Origin of the sequence: Streptomyces canus (assembly GCF_001514145.1) — a bacterium.
GTDB lineage: Bacteria > Actinomycetota > Actinomycetes > Streptomycetales > Streptomycetaceae > Streptomyces > Streptomyces canus.
In genome coordinates, this window is sequence record NZ_KQ948678.1 from 1 (window position 1) to 16,526 (window position 16,526).

Annotated in this window: 14 protein-coding genes and 1 riboswitch; of the genes, 11 read left to right on the forward strand and 3 right to left on the reverse strand. The window is 68.6% G+C overall.

The features are described from left to right. Window positions 1–109: 109 nt before the first annotated feature. The 10 genes from AQJ46_RS44805 (at window position 110) to AQJ46_RS44850 (ending at window position 10,179) form a co-directional block, all read left to right on the forward strand. On the forward strand, window positions 110–718 hold the full coding sequence (locus AQJ46_RS44805; RefSeq protein WP_057610497.1) for a CDP-alcohol phosphatidyltransferase family protein: 609 nt from the start codon (window positions 110–112) through the stop codon (window positions 716–718). A 115-nt stretch (window positions 719–833) separates the two neighbouring features. Continuing rightward, window positions 834–3,329 (forward strand): mannose-1-phosphate guanyltransferase, encoded by a 2,496-nt coding sequence (locus AQJ46_RS44810; RefSeq protein WP_059211127.1) that lies wholly within the window; start codon window positions 834–836, stop codon window positions 3,327–3,329. A gap of 96 nt (window positions 3,330–3,425) precedes the next feature. Beyond that, window positions 3,426–4,331 carry a DUF881 domain-containing protein gene (locus tag AQJ46_RS44815; RefSeq protein WP_107117453.1) on the forward strand — a complete coding sequence of 302 codons (906 nt, stop codon included), beginning with the start codon at window positions 3,426–3,428 and terminating at the stop codon, window positions 4,329–4,331. Then, window positions 4,328–4,660, forward strand: coding sequence for a small basic family protein (locus AQJ46_RS44820; protein ID WP_003988855.1), 333 nt, complete (start codon window positions 4,328–4,330; stop codon window positions 4,658–4,660). Before AQJ46_RS44815 ends, AQJ46_RS44820 begins: the two co-directional genes overlap by 4 nt. A 5-nt stretch (window positions 4,661–4,665) precedes the next feature. After that, the gene (locus AQJ46_RS44825) at window positions 4,666–5,496 is read left to right on the forward strand and encodes a DUF881 domain-containing protein (RefSeq protein WP_059211128.1); all 831 of its coding nucleotides are present in this window, start codon (window positions 4,666–4,668) and stop codon (window positions 5,494–5,496) included. A 61-nt stretch (window positions 5,497–5,557) separates the two neighbouring features. After that, window positions 5,558–6,463 (forward strand): FHA domain-containing protein, encoded by a 906-nt coding sequence (locus AQJ46_RS53315; RefSeq protein WP_079072730.1) that lies wholly within the window; start codon window positions 5,558–5,560, stop codon window positions 6,461–6,463. Window positions 6,464–6,481: 18 nt separating this feature from the next. Beyond that, on the forward strand, window positions 6,482–7,219 hold the full coding sequence (ftsR, locus tag AQJ46_RS44835; RefSeq protein ID WP_057610501.1) for a transcriptional regulator FtsR: 738 nt from the start codon (window positions 6,482–6,484) through the stop codon (window positions 7,217–7,219). Between the two features lie 77 nt (window positions 7,220–7,296). Continuing rightward, complete coding sequence (locus AQJ46_RS44840) at window positions 7,297–7,770, forward strand: bifunctional nuclease family protein (RefSeq protein ID WP_004002801.1); 474 nt, start codon at window positions 7,297–7,299, stop codon at window positions 7,768–7,770. A gap of 263 nt (window positions 7,771–8,033) precedes the next feature. Next, a complete protein-coding gene (locus tag AQJ46_RS44845) occupies window positions 8,034–8,693 on the forward strand; it encodes a MerR family transcriptional regulator (RefSeq protein ID WP_079072731.1) in 660 nt (219 codons plus the stop codon). Window positions 8,694–8,751: 58 nt separating this feature from the next. Next, complete coding sequence (locus AQJ46_RS44850) at window positions 8,752–10,179, forward strand: DNA polymerase IV (RefSeq protein WP_059211129.1); 1,428 nt, start codon at window positions 8,752–8,754, stop codon at window positions 10,177–10,179. Here the strand turns inward: AQJ46_RS44850 and AQJ46_RS44855 are convergent. Next, complete coding sequence (locus AQJ46_RS44855) at window positions 10,095–10,472, reverse strand: PRC-barrel domain-containing protein (RefSeq protein ID WP_057610504.1); 378 nt, start codon at window positions 10,470–10,472, stop codon at window positions 10,095–10,097. The genes AQJ46_RS44850 and AQJ46_RS44855 overlap by 85 nt on opposite strands. Window positions 10,473–10,595: 123 nt before the next feature. Further along, window positions 10,596–10,691: riboswitch (glycine riboswitch) on the forward strand. Window positions 10,692–10,867: 176 nt separating this feature from the next. Between AQJ46_RS44855 and gcvP the strand changes: the two genes are divergently transcribed. Continuing rightward, window positions 10,868–13,753 (forward strand): aminomethyl-transferring glycine dehydrogenase, encoded by a 2,886-nt coding sequence (gene gcvP, locus AQJ46_RS44860; protein ID WP_059211130.1) that lies wholly within the window; start codon window positions 10,868–10,870, stop codon window positions 13,751–13,753. A 42-nt stretch (window positions 13,754–13,795) separates the two neighbouring features. On the opposite strand, the gene AQJ46_RS44865 is transcribed toward gcvP, so the two are convergent. Beyond that, window positions 13,796–14,215 carry a TOBE domain-containing protein gene (locus AQJ46_RS44865; RefSeq protein ID WP_059211131.1) on the reverse strand — a complete coding sequence of 140 codons (420 nt, stop codon included), beginning with the start codon at window positions 14,213–14,215 and terminating at the stop codon, window positions 13,796–13,798. 91 nt (window positions 14,216–14,306) lie between these two features. Further along, window positions 14,307–16,259, reverse strand: a complete 1,953-nt coding sequence (locus tag AQJ46_RS44870) for an APC family permease (RefSeq protein WP_059211132.1) — start codon at window positions 16,257–16,259, stop codon at window positions 14,307–14,309. Window positions 16,260–16,526 lie beyond the last annotated feature (267 nt).

Genomic DNA, 16,526 nt, shown 5'->3' on the forward strand with positions numbered 1-16,526 from the left:
TCCTTTTAGAGCTCTGGCTCTTGGGCACGCAGCCCAAGAGCCAGAGCTTTTTTGCGTTGAGGTAGGGTCAGGGAGCATCGTTGGCACGTTTCCCACAGGAGGCCCCCGGGTGGAGGTCCAGGAGACCCGCGTCCAGACGGACCGGGTCCTCACCATCCCCAACATCCTCAGCATGGCGAGGCTCGTTGGGGTGCCGCTCTTCCTGTGGCTGATCCTCAGGCCCGAGTTCGGAGGGCCGAAGAGTGACACCTGGGCGTTGCTGGTACTCGCTCTGAGCGGGATCAGCGACTACCTGGACGGCAAGCTCGCCCGACGGTGGAACCAGATCAGCAGCCTTGGCCGGCTGCTGGACCCCGCGGCCGACCGGCTCTACATTCTCTCGACTCTGGTCGGTCTCACCTGGCGCGAGATTCTGCCAATCTGGTTGACGGCTGCACTGCTCCTGCGAGAGCTGGTTCTCCTGGTGATGGTGGGCATCCTCAGGCGCCACGGTTATCCCCCACCGCAGGTGAACTTCCTTGGCAAGGCTGCCACCTTCAACCTGATGTACGCCTTCCCGCTGCTCCTGCTCAGTGACGGATCTGGATGGATCTCGTCACTCGCTGCTATTTTCGGATGGGCGTTCGCAGGATGGGGTACAACGCTGTACTGGTGGGCAGGAGTGCTCTACGTGGTACAAGTCCGCCGCCTGGTCCGTGCGGACGCCAAGGCCGACTGAACCCCGCCCATTGGCACGGCCGTGGCGGCTCGATGGCCCCCGGCAGAAAAGTGCGGGACAATCTGGACGGGTGAAGTCGGCTAGACCGTCGTCTCTTAAGGAGGACGCTTCCGACATGAAGGCCGTCGTGATGGCCGGAGGCGAAGGCACACGCCTTCGTCCCATGACCTCGAGCATGCCCAAGCCGCTCCTGCCGGTGGTAAACCGGCCGATCATGGAGCACGTGCTGCGGCTGCTCAAAAGGCATGGGCTCAACGAGACCGTCGTCACCGTCCAGTTCCTGGCCTCACTGGTCAAGAACTACTTCGGTGACGGTGAAGAGCTCGGAATGGAGCTCTCCTATGCCAATGAGGAGAAGCCACTCGGTACCGCCGGAAGCGTCAAGAACGCCGAAGAGGCGTTGAAGGACGACGCTTTTCTCGTCATCTCCGGTGATGCTCTGACCGACTTCGACCTCACCGAGCTCATCAACTTCCACAAGGAAAAGGGTGCGCTGGTCACCGTCTGTCTGACGCGTGTGCCCAATCCGCTCGAATTCGGCATCACCATCGTCGACGAGGAAGGCAAGGTCGAGCGCTTCCTGGAGAAGCCCACCTGGGGGCAGGTCTTCTCGGACACCGTGAACACGGGCATCTACGTCATGGAGCCCGAGGTCTTCGACTATGTCGAGCCCGATGTGCCCGTGGACTGGTCCGGCGATGTCTTCCCGCAGCTGATGAAGGAAGGCAAGCCGATCTACGGCTATATCGCAGAGGGCTACTGGGAGGACGTCGGCACGCACGAGAGCTATGTGAAGGCGCAGGCCGACGTCCTGGAGGGCAAGGTCGACGTCGAGATCGACGGCTTCGAGCTCTCCCCGGGCGTGTGGGTGGCCGAGGGTGCAGAGGTGCATCCCGACGCCGTTCTCCGTGGTCCGCTGTACATCGGGGACTACGCGAAGGTGGAGGCCGGCGCCGAGATCCGCGAGCACACCGTCGTGGGCTCGAACGTCGTCGTGAAGAGCGGCGCCTTTCTGCACAAGGCCGTCGTGCACGACAACGTGTACGTCGGGCAGCAGAGCAATCTGCGTGGCTGTGTCGTCGGGAAGAACACCGACATCATGCGCGCGGCTCGTATCGAGGACGGCGCGGTCATCGGTGACGAGTGCCTCGTCGGCGAGGAATCGATTATCCAGGGGAATGTGCGGGTCTACCCGTTCAAGACCATCGAAGCCGGTGCCTTCGTCAACACCTCGGTCATCTGGGAGTCCAGGGGCCAGGCGCATCTCTTCGGCGCCCGGGGAGTCTCCGGCATCCTGAACGTCGAGATCACCCCGGAGCTCGCGGTACGGCTCGCCGGCGCCTACGCGACGACCCTCAAGAAGGGGTCGACCGTCACCACCGCCCGTGACCACTCCCGTGGCGCGCGGGCACTGAAGCGGGCGGTCATCTCCGCTCTGCAGGCCAGCGCCATCGACGTACGCGACCTGGAAAACGTACCGCTGCCCGTGGCGCGGCAGCAGACCGCTCGCGGGAGCGCCGGCGGCATCATGATCCGGACCACGCCCGGGGTGCCCGACTCCGTCGACATCATGTTCTTCGACGGGCGGGGCGCGGACCTTTCTCAGGGCAGTCAGCGGAAGCTGGATCGGGTGTTCGCGCGACAGGAGTACCGGCGTGCGTTCCCTGGTGAGATCGGAGACCTGCACTTCCCGGCGAGTGTTTTCGATTCGTACACCGGTTCACTGTTGCGGAACGTCGACATCACCGGGATTTCCGAGTCGGGGCTGAAGGTCGTCGTCGACGCGTCCAACGGCAGTGCCGGTCTGGTGCTGCCCAGCCTGCTCGGGAAACTCGGCGTGGACTCGCTGACCATCAACCCGGGGCTCGACGAGTCCAGGCCGACGGAGACGGCCGACGCCCGCCGGTCGGGTCTGATGCGGCTGGGTGAGATCGTGGCGTCCGCGCGGGCCGCGTTCGGGGTGCGGTTCGACCCCGTCGGTGAGCGGCTGTCCCTCGTGGACGAGAAGGGGCGGATCATCGAGGATGACCGGGCGCTGCTCGTCATGCTCGATCTCGTCGCTGCCGAGCGGCGCAGCGGCCGTGTGGCGCTGCCCGTGACCACCACGCGGATCGCCGAGCAGGTGGCGGCGTACCACGGCACGCAGGTGGAGTGGACGACCACCTCGCCCGACGACCTCACCCGGGTCGGACGCGACGACTCGACGATCTTCGGTGGTGACGGCAAGGGCGCCTTCATCATCCCGGAGTTCAGCAGTGTCTTCGACGGTGCGGCGGCCTTCGTACGGTTGATCGGGCTGGTGGCGCGGACGCAGCTCACGCTCAGCCAGATCGACGCACGGATTCCGCGGGCGCATGTCCTCAAGCGGGACCTGGCGACCCCGTGGGCCGTCAAGGGACTGGTGATGCGCAGGGTCGTGGAGGCGGCGGGCGATCGCTTTGTCGACACGACCGACGGTGTCCGGGTCGTGGAGACCGACGGACGCTGGGTGATGGTGCTGCCGGACCCGGCGGAGGCGGTCACCCATCTGTGGGCCGAGGGGCCCGATGACGCGTCCGCGCAGGCCCTGCTGGACGAATGGTCGGCGGTCGTGGACAGCGCCGGCCGCTGAGGCCCGCACGCGCGCGTGCCGGACAGATGTCCCCAAGGGGGGCCTGTCCGGCACGCCGATGGGGCCATTCGGAGGTAGGGGTCGCGACGTGCGACGATGTGCGGCATGCCGCAGCAGCCCCCCATTCGGAGCACCCCCACGCGCCCCGCGCGCCCGGACGCCTCCATGTCGCTGCTCACCAACGTCATGGACCACAGCCTCGACGACGGGTACGCCGAGGCTGCGGCCCGCAAGAAGGCCGCCGGTGACGGCGGGCTGCCCAAGACCTTGCGGGCGAGGCTGGGGCTCGCTGTCGGCCTCGTCCTAGCCGCTCTTGTGGTCACCGTGGGTGCGGCGCAGGCGCGGGTGGCGGCTCCGGTCGTGGCCAAGGAGCGCGAGGAGCTCATCGACCGTATCGACCGCGAGACCGAGGCGGCGGACAAGCTCGAGGAGAGCGTCGACCAGCTGCGCGACGACGTGAGCACGCGGCAGCGCGAGGCGCTCAGGCAGAGTGGCGACAGCGGCCAGGCCGACCTCGTGGGCATCCTGTCGGGCGCGGTGGAGGTGCACGGCCCGGGCGTCAAACTGGTGGTGAACGACGCCAAGGAGGCCAGCACGGGCGGCGACGGGAATCCGCGTGAGACGTCGGGGTTCTCCGACACCGGCCGGGTGCGCGACCGTGACATGCAGCGGGTGGTGAACGGGCTGTGGGAGTCGGGCGCGGAGGCCGTCTCCATCAACGGGCAGCGGCTGACCGCGCTGTCGGCGATCAGGGCAGCGGGTGACGCGATACTGGTCGACAACAAGCCGCTGGTTCCGCCGTATACGGTGCTTGCGGTGGGGGACGGGCAGCGGCTGAGCACCAGGTTCCAGGACAGTGCCGACGGGCTGTATCTGCACGCCCTGCAGGAGAACTACGGCATCCGGACCGCCATCTCCGTGGAGGACGACCTCCGGCTGCCGGCCGCACCGAGTGTGATCGTACGTACAGCAGAGCCGAGAACTGAGAAGGGCACATCGTGATCGCCGTACTGGGCCTCGTCGTGGGAGTCGTGGCCGGCCTCTTGGTCCGGCCTGAGGTTCCGGCGGTCGTCGAGCCTTATTTGCCGATCGCCGTGGTGGCGGCGCTCGACGCCGTCTTCGGGGGCCTGCGGGCCATGCTCGACGGCATCTTCGACGACAAGGTCTTCGTCGTGTCGTTCCTGTCGAACGTGGTCGTGGCCGCGTTGATCGTGTTCCTGGGCGACAAGTTGGGCGTGGGCGCCCAGCTCTCGACCGGTGTCGTCGTCGTGCTCGGCATCCGGATCTTCTCGAACGCCGCGGCGATCCGTCGACACGTCTTCCGGGCGTGAGGCCGATGAGCGAGCAGGAAGAGACTCCCGGCAACAGGCTGCGCAAGGAACTGCCCGAGGAACTCCCGGAGACCCCGTCGGAGGAGGCGGAGACCACGGCGTCTGAGCCAGGGCTGACCGGCCGTCAGCGACTGGTGAAGGGGTTGTGGCCGCCGCGCGCGACCCGGGCCCAACTCATCGTCGCGGTGCTGTTGTTCGGCCTCGGATTCGGCCTCGCCGTCCAGGTGGCCTCGAACAGCGACAGCGACAGTGCGCTGCGGGGGGCGCGGCAGGAGGATCTCGTGCGCATCCTCGATGAACTGGGCGACCGTACTCAGCGTCTTCAAGACGAGAAGCAGGGCCTCGAGAACCAGCGGGACGAGCTGGAGAACAGCTCCGACCAGGCCGAGGAGGCCCGCAAGCAGACGGTCGAGAAGGAGCGGCAACTCGGCATCCTCGCGGGCACGGTGGCCGCGCAGGGGCCGGGCATCACGATGACGATCGACGACACCAGGGGGGCGGTCGAGGCGGACATGCTGCTCGACGCGATCCAGGAGCTGCGCGCGGCTGGCGCGGAGGCGATCCAGGTGAACGGTGTACGGGTCGTCGCCAACACCTTTCTGTCGGACTCGGGCAAGAGCGTGAGTGTCGACGGGAACAAGATCACCGCACCTTTTCGTTTCAAGGTCATCGGCAATCCGCAGGACCTCGAACCGGCGCTCAACATCCCTGGAGGCGTGGTGCAGACTCTTGAGAAGGAGCAGGCCACCGTTACCGTCGAGAGGTCGGACAAGATCGTCGTGGATGCCTTGCGAGCGGCGAAGCGGCCTGACTACGCTCGGTCGTCCCCCCGGTGAACCGGGGGTGCATGGGGGGCGTCCGGCCAGGGCATGAGGTTGCGGGGGGTCGCCGCACCGAATGGGTGGTGCGTGGTGGAAACTGTCTGGTGGAAACGGACGTTGTGAGGATGTCCGGGTCGACCGGTGTGTTCAATCAGGGTTCGTCCTGCCCCACGGGCGGGTCTGTTTCGGTCAAGGGGAATCGCCCGTGAAGTTGTTTGCGAAGTTGTTCGGCAAGAGCGCGCGAGAAGGTAGCGACAACGCGACCGCTCGTCACCGCGCACAGCCCGACGCCGAGGGCCAGCGCCCGCTGTTCCGGGACCAGGTGGGCGGCCCGGGTGGCGACGTTTCCGGAGGTCAGGGCGTGCCGTCTGTTGACCCTGCCCAGTCCGGCGGCATAGGTTTCGGGCAGCCGTCAACCTCAAGTACGGGTGGAGGGTTTTCCCCTATGTCGGCCCTGGTGTGTACGAGGTGCGGTAACCGCAACGCGGAGAACAGCCGCTTCTGCTCCAACTGCGGCGCCCCGCTGCGGGCGGGGGCCGTGCCCGAGCGTCCCTCGGAGACGACCTCCACCATCTCCATCTCGGGACTCGAGGCGTACGACTCCGAGGTCACCGGCCAGACGCAGATGCCGGCGCTCTCCCCGGAGGCGCAGGCTGCCGTCGACGCGCTGCCGCTGGGCTCGGCGCTCCTGGTCGTGCGTCGTGGGCCGAACTCGGGCAGTCGCTTCCTGCTGGACGGCGAGCTGACCACGGCCGGCCGTCACCCGCAGAGCGACATCTTCCTCGACGACGTCACGGTCTCGCGCCGGCATGTGGAGTTCCGCCGCGGCCAGGACGGCTCGTTCACGGTGTCGGACGTGGGCAGTCTCAACGGCACGTACGTCAACCGTGAGCGGATCGACTCGGTCGCTCTGAACAACGGCGACGAGGTGCAGATCGGCAAGTACCGGCTGGTCTTCTACGCGAGCCAGCAGGGCTACTGACCCTCCCAGGGAAGGTCCATGCTTCAAACACCGAGCGGCGGTGCCGGACACGGCACCGCCGCGACGGACAGTGGGCTGATGAGCATCGGCACGGTGCTGAACGTGCTGCGCGACGAGTTCCCCGAAGTCACGATCTCCAAGATCCGTTTTCTGGAGTCCGAGGGCCTCATAGAGCCGCAGCGGACCCCCTCCGGGTATCGCAAGTTCAGCGAGCGGGATGTCGAGCGCCTCGGTCATGTCCTGAGGATGCAGCGGGACCACTATCTGCCGCTCAAGGTGATCAGAGAGCATCTGGACGCCATGGAGCGGGGCGAGGCCGTCGCGCTGCCCACCGTCGGCCGCCAGCGGGACGGGGAGACGGTCCTGGAGGTCCCTGAAGGCCCCACAGCCGTCCGGATAGGCCGGGCCGAGTTGCTGGCCGCCGCCGAGATCGGCGAGTCGGAGCTGGCGGAGTGGGAGTCGTACGGGCTCATCACGCCTTTTCCGGACGGGGCCTACGACGCCGAGGCGGTCACCGTGGCCGCGCTTGTCGTCGAGCTCGGCAGATTCGGGATCGAGCCGCGGCATCTGCGTGCGATGAAGGCCGCCGCAGATCGTGAGGCCGGGCTGGTGGACCAGGTCGTGGCCCCGTTGAAACGCCACCGCAACCCGCAGACCCGCGCACACGCGGAAGCGCGCGCCAAGGAACTCGCCGGGCTGACGGTGAAGCTGCACGCGGCGCTCGTGCAGACCGCGCTCGGGGTACGCCTGCCCTGAGGGTGGCCGGGCACCGGATCGTCCCCCGTTTCCTGCCCGACTACCCAAACGTCCCGGGCACGGCCTAGGGTTGCTGTGTGAACGAGCTCGATGTCGTAGGTGTCCGGGTCGAAATGCCCTCCAACCAACCGATCGTGCTCCTGCGTGAAGTGGGAGGCGACCGCTACCTCCCCATCTGGATCGGGCCGGGGGAGGCGACTGCGATCGCCTTCGCGCAGCAGGGCATGGCCCCCGCACGACCGCTGACCCACGACCTGTTCAAGGACGTGCTGGAGGCGGTCGGCCAGGAGCTCACCGAAGTGCGCATCACGGATCTGCGTGAGGGCGTCTTCTACGCGGAGCTGGTGTTCGCCAGCGGGGTCGAGGTGAGCGCGCGGCCGTCCGACGCCATAGCGCTGGCCCTGCGCACCGGGACGCCGATCTACGGCAGCGACGGAGTGCTCGACGACGCCGGCATCGCGATTCCGGACGAGCAGGAGGACGAAGTGGAGAAGTTCCGCGAGTTCCTCGACCAGATCTCCCCCGAGGACTTCGGCACCAGCAGTCAGTGAGGCGGCCGCGGCCGATCCGGCGGATCAGTGGTCCGCGACGGGTCGGCCGTGTCCGGTCGTCACTGAAATGCTGGCATTTGCCACCGGCGCGTGAGAGCGTCCTGCGGCCCGCCAGGAGCGCATTCGGCTAGCCTTTCCCCGCGGTGGGGTACGGGAAACCACTCCTAGGGTGATTATCACTCGGCGTGCCGAGTGTGGCGATCGTTGACGCACCCCTGGTGACTGCCTACCGTCGAGAAGGCAGGTCAAGGACGGAGGTCGGCGTGAGAAGCAGCGGCGACGGTACGGCTGGGGGTGCCCCCGGACGGAGTCTCGGGGCAGGCGGCCCGTACCCGCTTCACGGCAGCCCGTTTCAGGGCAGCGCGGCCGATCACGCTCCGCAGCGACCGGCGGCCGTGCCGAGCAGCGGAGGGGCGACGTCCATGGCGTCCGAGCAGATCGGCTATCGCGGCCCTACGGCGTGCGCGGCGGCAGGCATCACCTACCGGCAACTCGACTACTGGGCGCGCACCGGCCTCGTCGAGCCGAGCGTGCGGCCCGCCCACGGGTCGGGGACGCAGCGGCTCTACAGCTTCAGGGACGTCGTCGTCCTGAAGATCGTCAAGCGGTTCCTCGACACCGGTGTGTCGCTGCAGAACATCCGCACCACGGTCCAGCACCTGCGTGAGCGGGGATTCCAGGACCTGGAGCGGATGACGCTCATGAGCGACGGCGCCACGGTCTACGAGTGCACCTCGCCCGATGAGGTCCACGCGCTGCTCCAGGGCGGCCAGGGCATCTTCGGGATCGCCGTGGGTGTCGTGTGGCGGGACGTCGAGAGCGCCCTTTCACAGCTGCACGGGGAGCGCATCGACACCGGGGAGACACTCGTCGGGCACAACCCCGCGGACGAGCTGGCGCGGCGGCGCAACCGGGCGGTCTGAAGCCTGCCCCGCTCGCTCGGGCGGAGCATTGTCAGTGGCGTAGGGCAGCATCGGACATGTGAGAAAAGCGCCCACGATCCTGCATCTCGACATGGATGCCTTCTACGCCTCGGCGGAGCAGGCGTCCAAGCCGAGTCTGCGCGGGAAGGCTGTCGTCGTGGGCGGGCTGGGGCCGCGGGGTGTGGTGGCCACCGCCTCCTACGAGGCCCGGGTGTTCGGGGTGCACTCGGCGATGCCCATGGGCCAGGCGAGGCGGCTCGCGCCGAATGCCGCGTATCTGGTGCCGCGCTTCGGTTTCTACAAGGCGATCAGCGAGCAGGTGATGCGGCTGCTGCGGGAGCTGTCGCCGCTGGTGGAGCCGCTGAGCCTGGACGAGGCGTTCGTGGATCTGGAGGCCGGGGGAACGGCCTGGGACGAGGCGTCGGCGCGGCTGGCCGGGGCGAAGCTGCGGGCCGACATACGGGCCGTCACGGGGCTCACGGGGTCGGTGGGGCTGGCCGCGTCCAAGATGCTCGCGAAGATCGGCTCCGAACAGGCCAAGCCGGACGGGCTGGTGGTGATCGAGCCGGGGACCGAGCGGGCGCTTCTCGGGCCGATGTCGGTGCGGATCCTGCCGGGTGTGGGGCCCGCGACCGGCGATCATCTGAGGCGTGCCGGGATCCATACGGTCGACGAGATCGTGGAGGCGGGCGAGGACGAGCTCGTACGACTGCTCGGCAAGGCCCATGGGCACGGGCTGTACGCCATGGCGCTGGCGTACGACGAGCGGCCCGTGGTGGCTGAGCGGGAGACCAAGTCCGTGTCGGTCGAGGACACGTACGACGTGGACATCCATGACCGCGTGCGGGTCAGCCTGGAGGTGCAGCGGCTGGCGGACCGCTGTGTGCGGAGGCTGCGGGGGGCCGGGCTGTCGGGGCGGACCATCGTGCTGAAGGTGCGGCGCTACGACTTCTCGACGTTGACGCGGTCCGAGACCTTGCGGGGACCCACCGATGACCCGGCGGTCGTGCGGGAGGCTGCCCTGCGGTTGCTGGAGGGCGTGGACTCCACGGGGGGTGTGCGGTTGCTGGGAGTGGGGGTGAGCGGACTCGCCGACTTCACTCAGGAGGATCTGTTCGCCCAGGCCGCGGGGGAGCGGGTGGAGTCGGCGGCCGAGGAGGAGGTCGACGAGGTGGCCGTTCCCGAGGTGACGGCGGCTGCTGAGCGGCGGTGGGTCGCCGGGCACGATGTGCGGCATGCCGAGTACGGGCACGGTTGGGTGCAGGGGAGCGGGCTGGGGCGGGTGACCGTGCGGTTCGAGACGCCGGATTCGGAGCCGGGGCGGGTGCGGACGTTTCTTGTCGAGGATCCTGCGCTGGAGCCCGCTGAGCCGTTGCCCCTGACAGAGGAGGTGCCGGGCGCTCAGGCCTCCGCGTCCTCCGTGCCCGCCAGCTTGCCGAAGTCCCGGTCGGGGAACGGGGGCGGTGCGGCCACGTCGAGACCGTAGTGGTGGTAGAGCTGGAGTTCCTGGTCGGGGGAGAGGTGGCGGCCCACGCCGAAGTCGGGGGCCTCTTTGATGAGGGCGCGGTCGAAGGGTACGTGCAGGGTGCCGTCGACCAGTTCGCTCGGGCCCAAGGGGACGAAGGCGTCCCGGGAGAAGAGGCCGGTGCGTATGGCAGCCCACTCCGGCACGCCGGTCGCGTCGTCGAGGTAGACCTCGTCGACGGTCCCGATCTTGGTGCCGTTGCGGTCGAACGCCTTGCGGCCGATCAGGTTGCGCGGATCGATGTCGGTCTGCACGGGCCCTCCACTTGGTCGCAACTCATCCGAAGCGGTCGTAAGCACTACGAAAGAGCACATCGGGGTGTGCGGCCACTCGAAGACCCGTGCGGTGAGCTCGCTGGTAGGCTTGCCAGCGGCTGCTGACCCCGCGCGGGAGAGTCCTCCAGACAACATCGGAGGCGCCGAAGGAGCAAATCCTCCCCGGAATCTCTCAGGCTCACGTACCGCGCGGACGAGGTCACTCTGGAAAGCAGAGCGGGTATCGACAGCTTCCGCTCTCACCGACGGTGCAAGCCGGCGGCCTTCGGGCGGCCCGGTGAAGCTCTCAGGTTGAGATGACAGAGGGGGAGGCCGTCGGGGTACCCGCGCCGGGGTACCCCTCGCAGGTCGTGTCAGACCAGGAGGCCTCCGCAATGACCGCCCCTCGCATTCCGCTCTCCGAGCTCGAACAGGGCATTCCGTTCGAGCAGCGTCACATCGGCCCTGATCATGAGGCGCGGGCGAAGATGCTCGCGCAGGTCGGCTACGGCTCGCTGGACGAGCTCACCGCCGCCGCGGTGCCGGATGTGATCAAGAACGCCGATGCCCTGGAGCTGCCCGGCGGACGGACCGAGGCCGAGGTGCTGGCCGAGCTGCGGTCGCTGGCCGACCGGAACCAGGTGCTCGATTCCATGATCGGACTCGGCTACTACGGCACCTTCACTCCGCCCGTCATCCTGCGCAACGTCATGGAGAACCCGGCCTGGTACACCGCCTACACGCCGTACCAGCCGGAGATCTCGCAGGGACGCCTCGAGGCACTGCTCAACTTCCAGACCATGGTCGCCGACCTCACCGGGCTGCCCACCTCCGGCGCCTCGCTGCTCGACGAGGGGACCGCGGCGGCCGAGGCCCTGGCTCTGTCCCGCCGCATGGGGAAGAACAAGAAGGGGCTCTTCCTCGTCGACGCCGACACCCTGCCGCAGACCATCGCCGTGATCGAGACCCGGGCCGAGCCGACCGGTGTCGAGGTCGTGGTCGCCGACCTCGGCGACGGGATCCCGGCCGAGGTCGCCGGACGTGAGATCAACGGGGTGCTCGTCCAGTACCCCGGCGCCTCCGGGGCCGTACGCGACATCAAGCCGCTCATCGACCAGGCTCATGAGCTCGGCGCGCTCGTGACCGTGGCCGCCGATCTGCTCGCGCTGACCCTGCTGAAGTCGCCGGGTGAGCTCGGGGCGGACATCGCGGTCGGTACCACGCAGCGGTTCGGTGTGCCGATGGGGTTCGGCGGGCCGCACGCCGGCTACATGGCCGTACACGAGAAGTTCGCCAGGAGCCTGCCCGGGCGGCTCGTCGGTGTGTCCGTGGACGCGGACGGGAACAAGGCCTACCGGCTCGCGCTGCAGACACGTGAGCAGCACATTCGTCGGGAGAAGGCGACCAGCAACATCTGCACCGCGCAGGTGCTGCTCGCGGTCATGGCCGGGATGTACGCCGTCTACCACGGGCCCGAGGGGCTCAAGGGCATCGCGCGGCGGACCCACCGGTACGCGACCATCCTTGCCGCGGGCCTGACGGCCGGTGGGGTCGAGGTCGTGCACGGTTCGTACTTCGACACGCTCACCGCGCGCGTGCCCGCGAGGGCCGCCGAGGTCGTCTCCGCCGCGCGGCGGAACGGCGTCAACCTGCACCTCGTCGACGCCGACCACGTGTCCGTCGCGTGCGACGAGACCACCGCGCGGGCCCAGGTGGGTGCCGTGTGGAACGCGTTCGGCGTCGAGGCCGACATCGAGGCGCTGGACGCGGCCTGCGAGGAGGCGCTGCCGGACGCGCTGCTGCGCGACGACGACTTCCTCACCCACCCCGTCTTCCACCAGTACCGCTCCGAGACCTCGATGCTGCGCTACCTGCGTCGGCTCGCCGACCGCGACTACGCGCTCGACCGCGGCATGATCCCGCTGGGCTCCTGCACCATGAAGCTCAACGCGACCACGGAGATGGAGCCGGTCACCTGGCCCGAGTTCGGGCAGATGCACCCCTTCGCGCCCGCCGAGCAGGCGCAGGGCTATCTGACGCTGATCCGGGAGCTGGAGGAGCGGCTCGCCGAGGTCACCGGGTATGACAACGTGTCGCTGCAGCCGAACGCCGGGTCGCAGGGCGAGCTGGCCGGGCTGCTCGCGGTACGCGCATATCACCGGGCGAACGGTGACGAGCAGCGGACCGTGTGTCTCATCCCGTCCTCGGCGCACGGGACCAACGCCGCGAGCGCCGTCATGGCCGGGATGAAGGTCGTCGTCGTGAAGACCGCTGGGGACGGCGAGATCGACGTCGACGACCTGCGCGCGAAGATCGAGCAGCACCGGGACGAGCTGTCCGTGCTCATGATCACGTATCCCTCGACGCACGGGGTGTTCGAGGAGCACGTCGCCGACATCTGCGCGCAGGTGCATGAGGCCGGCGGGCAGGTGTACGTCGACGGGGCCAACCTCAACGCGCTCGTGGGGCTGGCCAAGCCGGGGCACTTCGGCGGTGACGTCTCCCACCTGAATCTGCACAAGACGTTCTGCATTCCGCACGGCGGCGGTGGCCCGGGTGTGGGCCCTGTCGGCGTACGGGCGCACCTGGCGCCGTATCTGCCGAACCACCCGATGCAGCCCGCGGCCGGCCCGGAGACGGGCGTCGGGCCGATCTCGGCCGCGCCCTGGGGTTCCGCGGGGATCCTGCCGATCTCGTGGGCGTACGTCCGGCTCATGGGCGGTGAGGGGCTGAAGCGGGCCACGCAGGTGGCGGTGCTCTCCGCCAACTACATCGCCAAGCGGCTCGAGCCGCACTACCCGGTGCTCTACACCGGCCCCGGCGGGCTGGTCGCGCACGAGTGCATCATCGATCTGCGGCCGCTCACCAAGGCGACCGGGGTGAGCGTCGACGATGTGGCCAAGCGGCTCATCGACTACGGCTTCCACGCCCCGACCATGTCGTTCCCGGTGGCCGGGACGCTGATGATCGAGCCGACCGAGTCCGAGGACCTGACCGAACTCGACCGGTTCTGCGAGGCGATGATCGCCATCCGTGCGGAGATCGAGAAGGTCGGTTCCGGGGAGTGGGCCGCCGAGGACAACCCCCTGCGGAACGCTCCGCACACCGCCGGTGCGCTGGGCGGCGAGTGGGAGCACGCGTACACGCGCGAGGAGGCCGTGTTCCCGGCCGGGGTGTCGGTGGCGGACAAGTACTGGCCGCCGGTGCGGCGGATCGACCAGGCCTTCGGCGACCGGAACCTGGTGTGCTCGTGCCCGCCGCTGGACGCGTACGAGGACTGACCCGAGGTGATGAGGGCCCCGTTTCGGCGGGGCCCTTTTCCTTTACGCCGTGGCCAGTGACACCTCTGTCGACTTGATCAGGGCGACGACCGGGACACCGGCGACGAGGGCGAGGTCGGTCGCGGCGTCCGCGGTGATCGCGGAGGTGAGTACGCCTCCCTCGACAGCGATCTTGACGGTGGCCATGGCGGCTCCGGTGGCGACGGCGGTGACCGTGCCGGGGAGCTGGTTGCGGATGGACACGATCGGGACCGGGGCGGTGGCGAGGGAGACCTCCGTCGACTTCACCAGGGCGCGTACGGGCGAGCCCTGGGTGAGGCCGAGTTCGGCGACGGACTCGACGGTGATCGCGGCTGTGAGGTCCTGGCCGCCGTCGAGGCGGATCCTGACGGTTGCCATGGCCTCGCCCGGGGTGACGGCGGTGACGGTGCCGGGGAGCTGGTTGCGGATGCTCAGGGTCATGGGCAGCAACGTAGGGCGTGTGGTGGGCCGTGGCGGGGATGTGTACGGTCGCGCCGTTTGGGCGGATCACGAGCCTCGGTGGGCGACGGTGTCAGCCCGTGTGGACTCGGGGGCGGCGAGGGCGGTCCGGTTCTGCTTCTCGGAGGACCTCCCGGGTGACCGGGGCCACCTCGCCCTGGCCGAAGAGGAAGAAGCGGAGGAAGTTGGCGAAGGGGTTGCCCTCGGTCCACTCGAAGTAGATGTGGGGGGTGCAGCCGGTGGTGTCGCGGACGTGGAGGAGAAGGGCGGCGAGGGCGTTGGGGATGGAGGAGGACTCCAGGGTCAGTACGCGGTAGCGGTTGTGGAGGACCTCGCCCCGGACCGTCAGGCTCGCCTCGAATTCCGAGGGGTCCAGGACCGTGACCTCCACGAACACGAAGTCCTCGCCGGGGATGTCGTTGTCCTCGCGGATCTGCTCGATCTTGTCGCGGTACTCGGCCTTGTCGCGCTGGTCGGGCTCGTTGGCGATGAAGCGCATCTTGCGGCTGGCCATGTCCCGGATGAAACGTTCCGCCATGTCGTCGAGCGTCACGTCGGTCACGCGGAGTTCGAAGGCGCGGGCCAGGCGGGACAGGAGAGAGACCAGGATGATGCCGGCGATGAAGCAGGCGCCGATCTTCACGCCGTCGGGGCGTTCGATGACGTTGACGACGGTCGTGTAGAGGAACACGGCGGAGATGACGGCGAAGCCGACGGTCCAGTTGCGCTGCCCGGCCTTGCGGGCGGCGATGGTCACCGCGATCGCCGCCGAGCTGATCAGCACCAGCACGCCGGTGGCGTACGCGCCGCCCTGGGCGTCGACGTCGGCGTCGAAGATCCAGGTGACCAGGAAGGCGATCAGAGTGAAGACGACGACCATGGGGCGCACGGCGCGGGCCCAGTGCGGGGCCATGCCGTAGCGGGGCAGGTAGCGCGGCATCAGGTTGAGCAGGCCCGCCATCGCGGAGGCGCCGGCGAACCACAGGATGGCGATGGTCGAGACGTCGTAGACCGTGCCGAAGACGCCACCGAGGTAGTGGTGGGCGAGGTAGGCCAGGGCGCGGCCGTTGGCCGGGCCGCCCGACTCGAAGTCCTTCTCGGGGATGAGGAGGGTGGTGATGAAGCTGGTGGCGATCAGGAAGCAGCTCATCACGATGGCGGCGGTGGTGAGCAGCTTCTTGGTGTCGCGGATCCGGCCCTCGGGGTTCTCCTCGGTGTCGTCCGGGTCGCCCTTGACGTGTGGCATGACGGCGACGCCCGTCTCGAAGCCGGAGAGGCCGAGGGCGAGCTTGGGGAAGACGATCAGGGCCACGCCGATCATCACGAAGACGTTGCCGTGCTCGGCCGTCAGAGCGCTGGACCAGTCGGTGACGACATGGCCCGCGGTGATGATGTGCCACAGGCCGACGAGCACCACGACGACATTGAGGGCGAGGTAGATGCCCACCAGGGCGACGGCGACGCCGATCGCCTCCAGGAAGCCCTTGAGGAACACCGCCCCGAGCAGGGCGACCAGGAAGAGGGTGATCAGCATCTTGTGGTCGTGCAGGGTGCTGGTCAGGTGCGGGTTCTCGATCAGATGGGTGGAGGCGTCGGCCGCGGACAGGGTGATGGTGATCAGGAAGTCGGTGGCGGCGAAGCCGAGCAGGGTGAGGACGAAGAGCTTGCCCTGCCAGAACGACAGCAGCCGTTCCAGCATGGAGATCGAGCCCTCGCCGCGGGGGCTCTCCTCGGCCACCCGGCGGTACACGGGCAGGGCGCCCGCGAGGGTGACGATCACGAGGACGATCGTCGCGATGGGGGAGAGCAGGCCGGCCGCGAGGGCGGCGATGCCGGGCTGGTAGCCGAGGGTGGAGAAGTAGTCGACGCCGGTCAGGCACATGACCCGCCACCAGCGCTGGCCCTGGTGGGCGGGTTCCGGGGCGGCGTGGGGGCCCGTGTGGCCGCCGTCCCTGCCCATGTCGGACAGACCCTCCAGCATCCAGGAGCGCAGGCGACTGGAAGGAGGGTGTTCGGTGGTGGCCATCGGGGGCGCTCCTGCGGTGCGGTTCAGCGGGGTTCCGGCCGCCCGGCTGACGGCGGGACCAGCGTAAGCGGAGAGTGACGTCTTGGCCCACGGATGGAGGGTGCCAGGGCGTCAAGCTTCCGTTAAGACTCGCTCTGCGAAGGTCTGTGACGGGCGACGGTGCAGCTGTGGGGCTCTTACCTGGCCGGTGGGCCTGTGTGTGCGGGCGGGCGGGGGTGGACACGCAGCGTCATGGGGGGCGTAGCAGTTCAGGTGACAGGCCGTCTC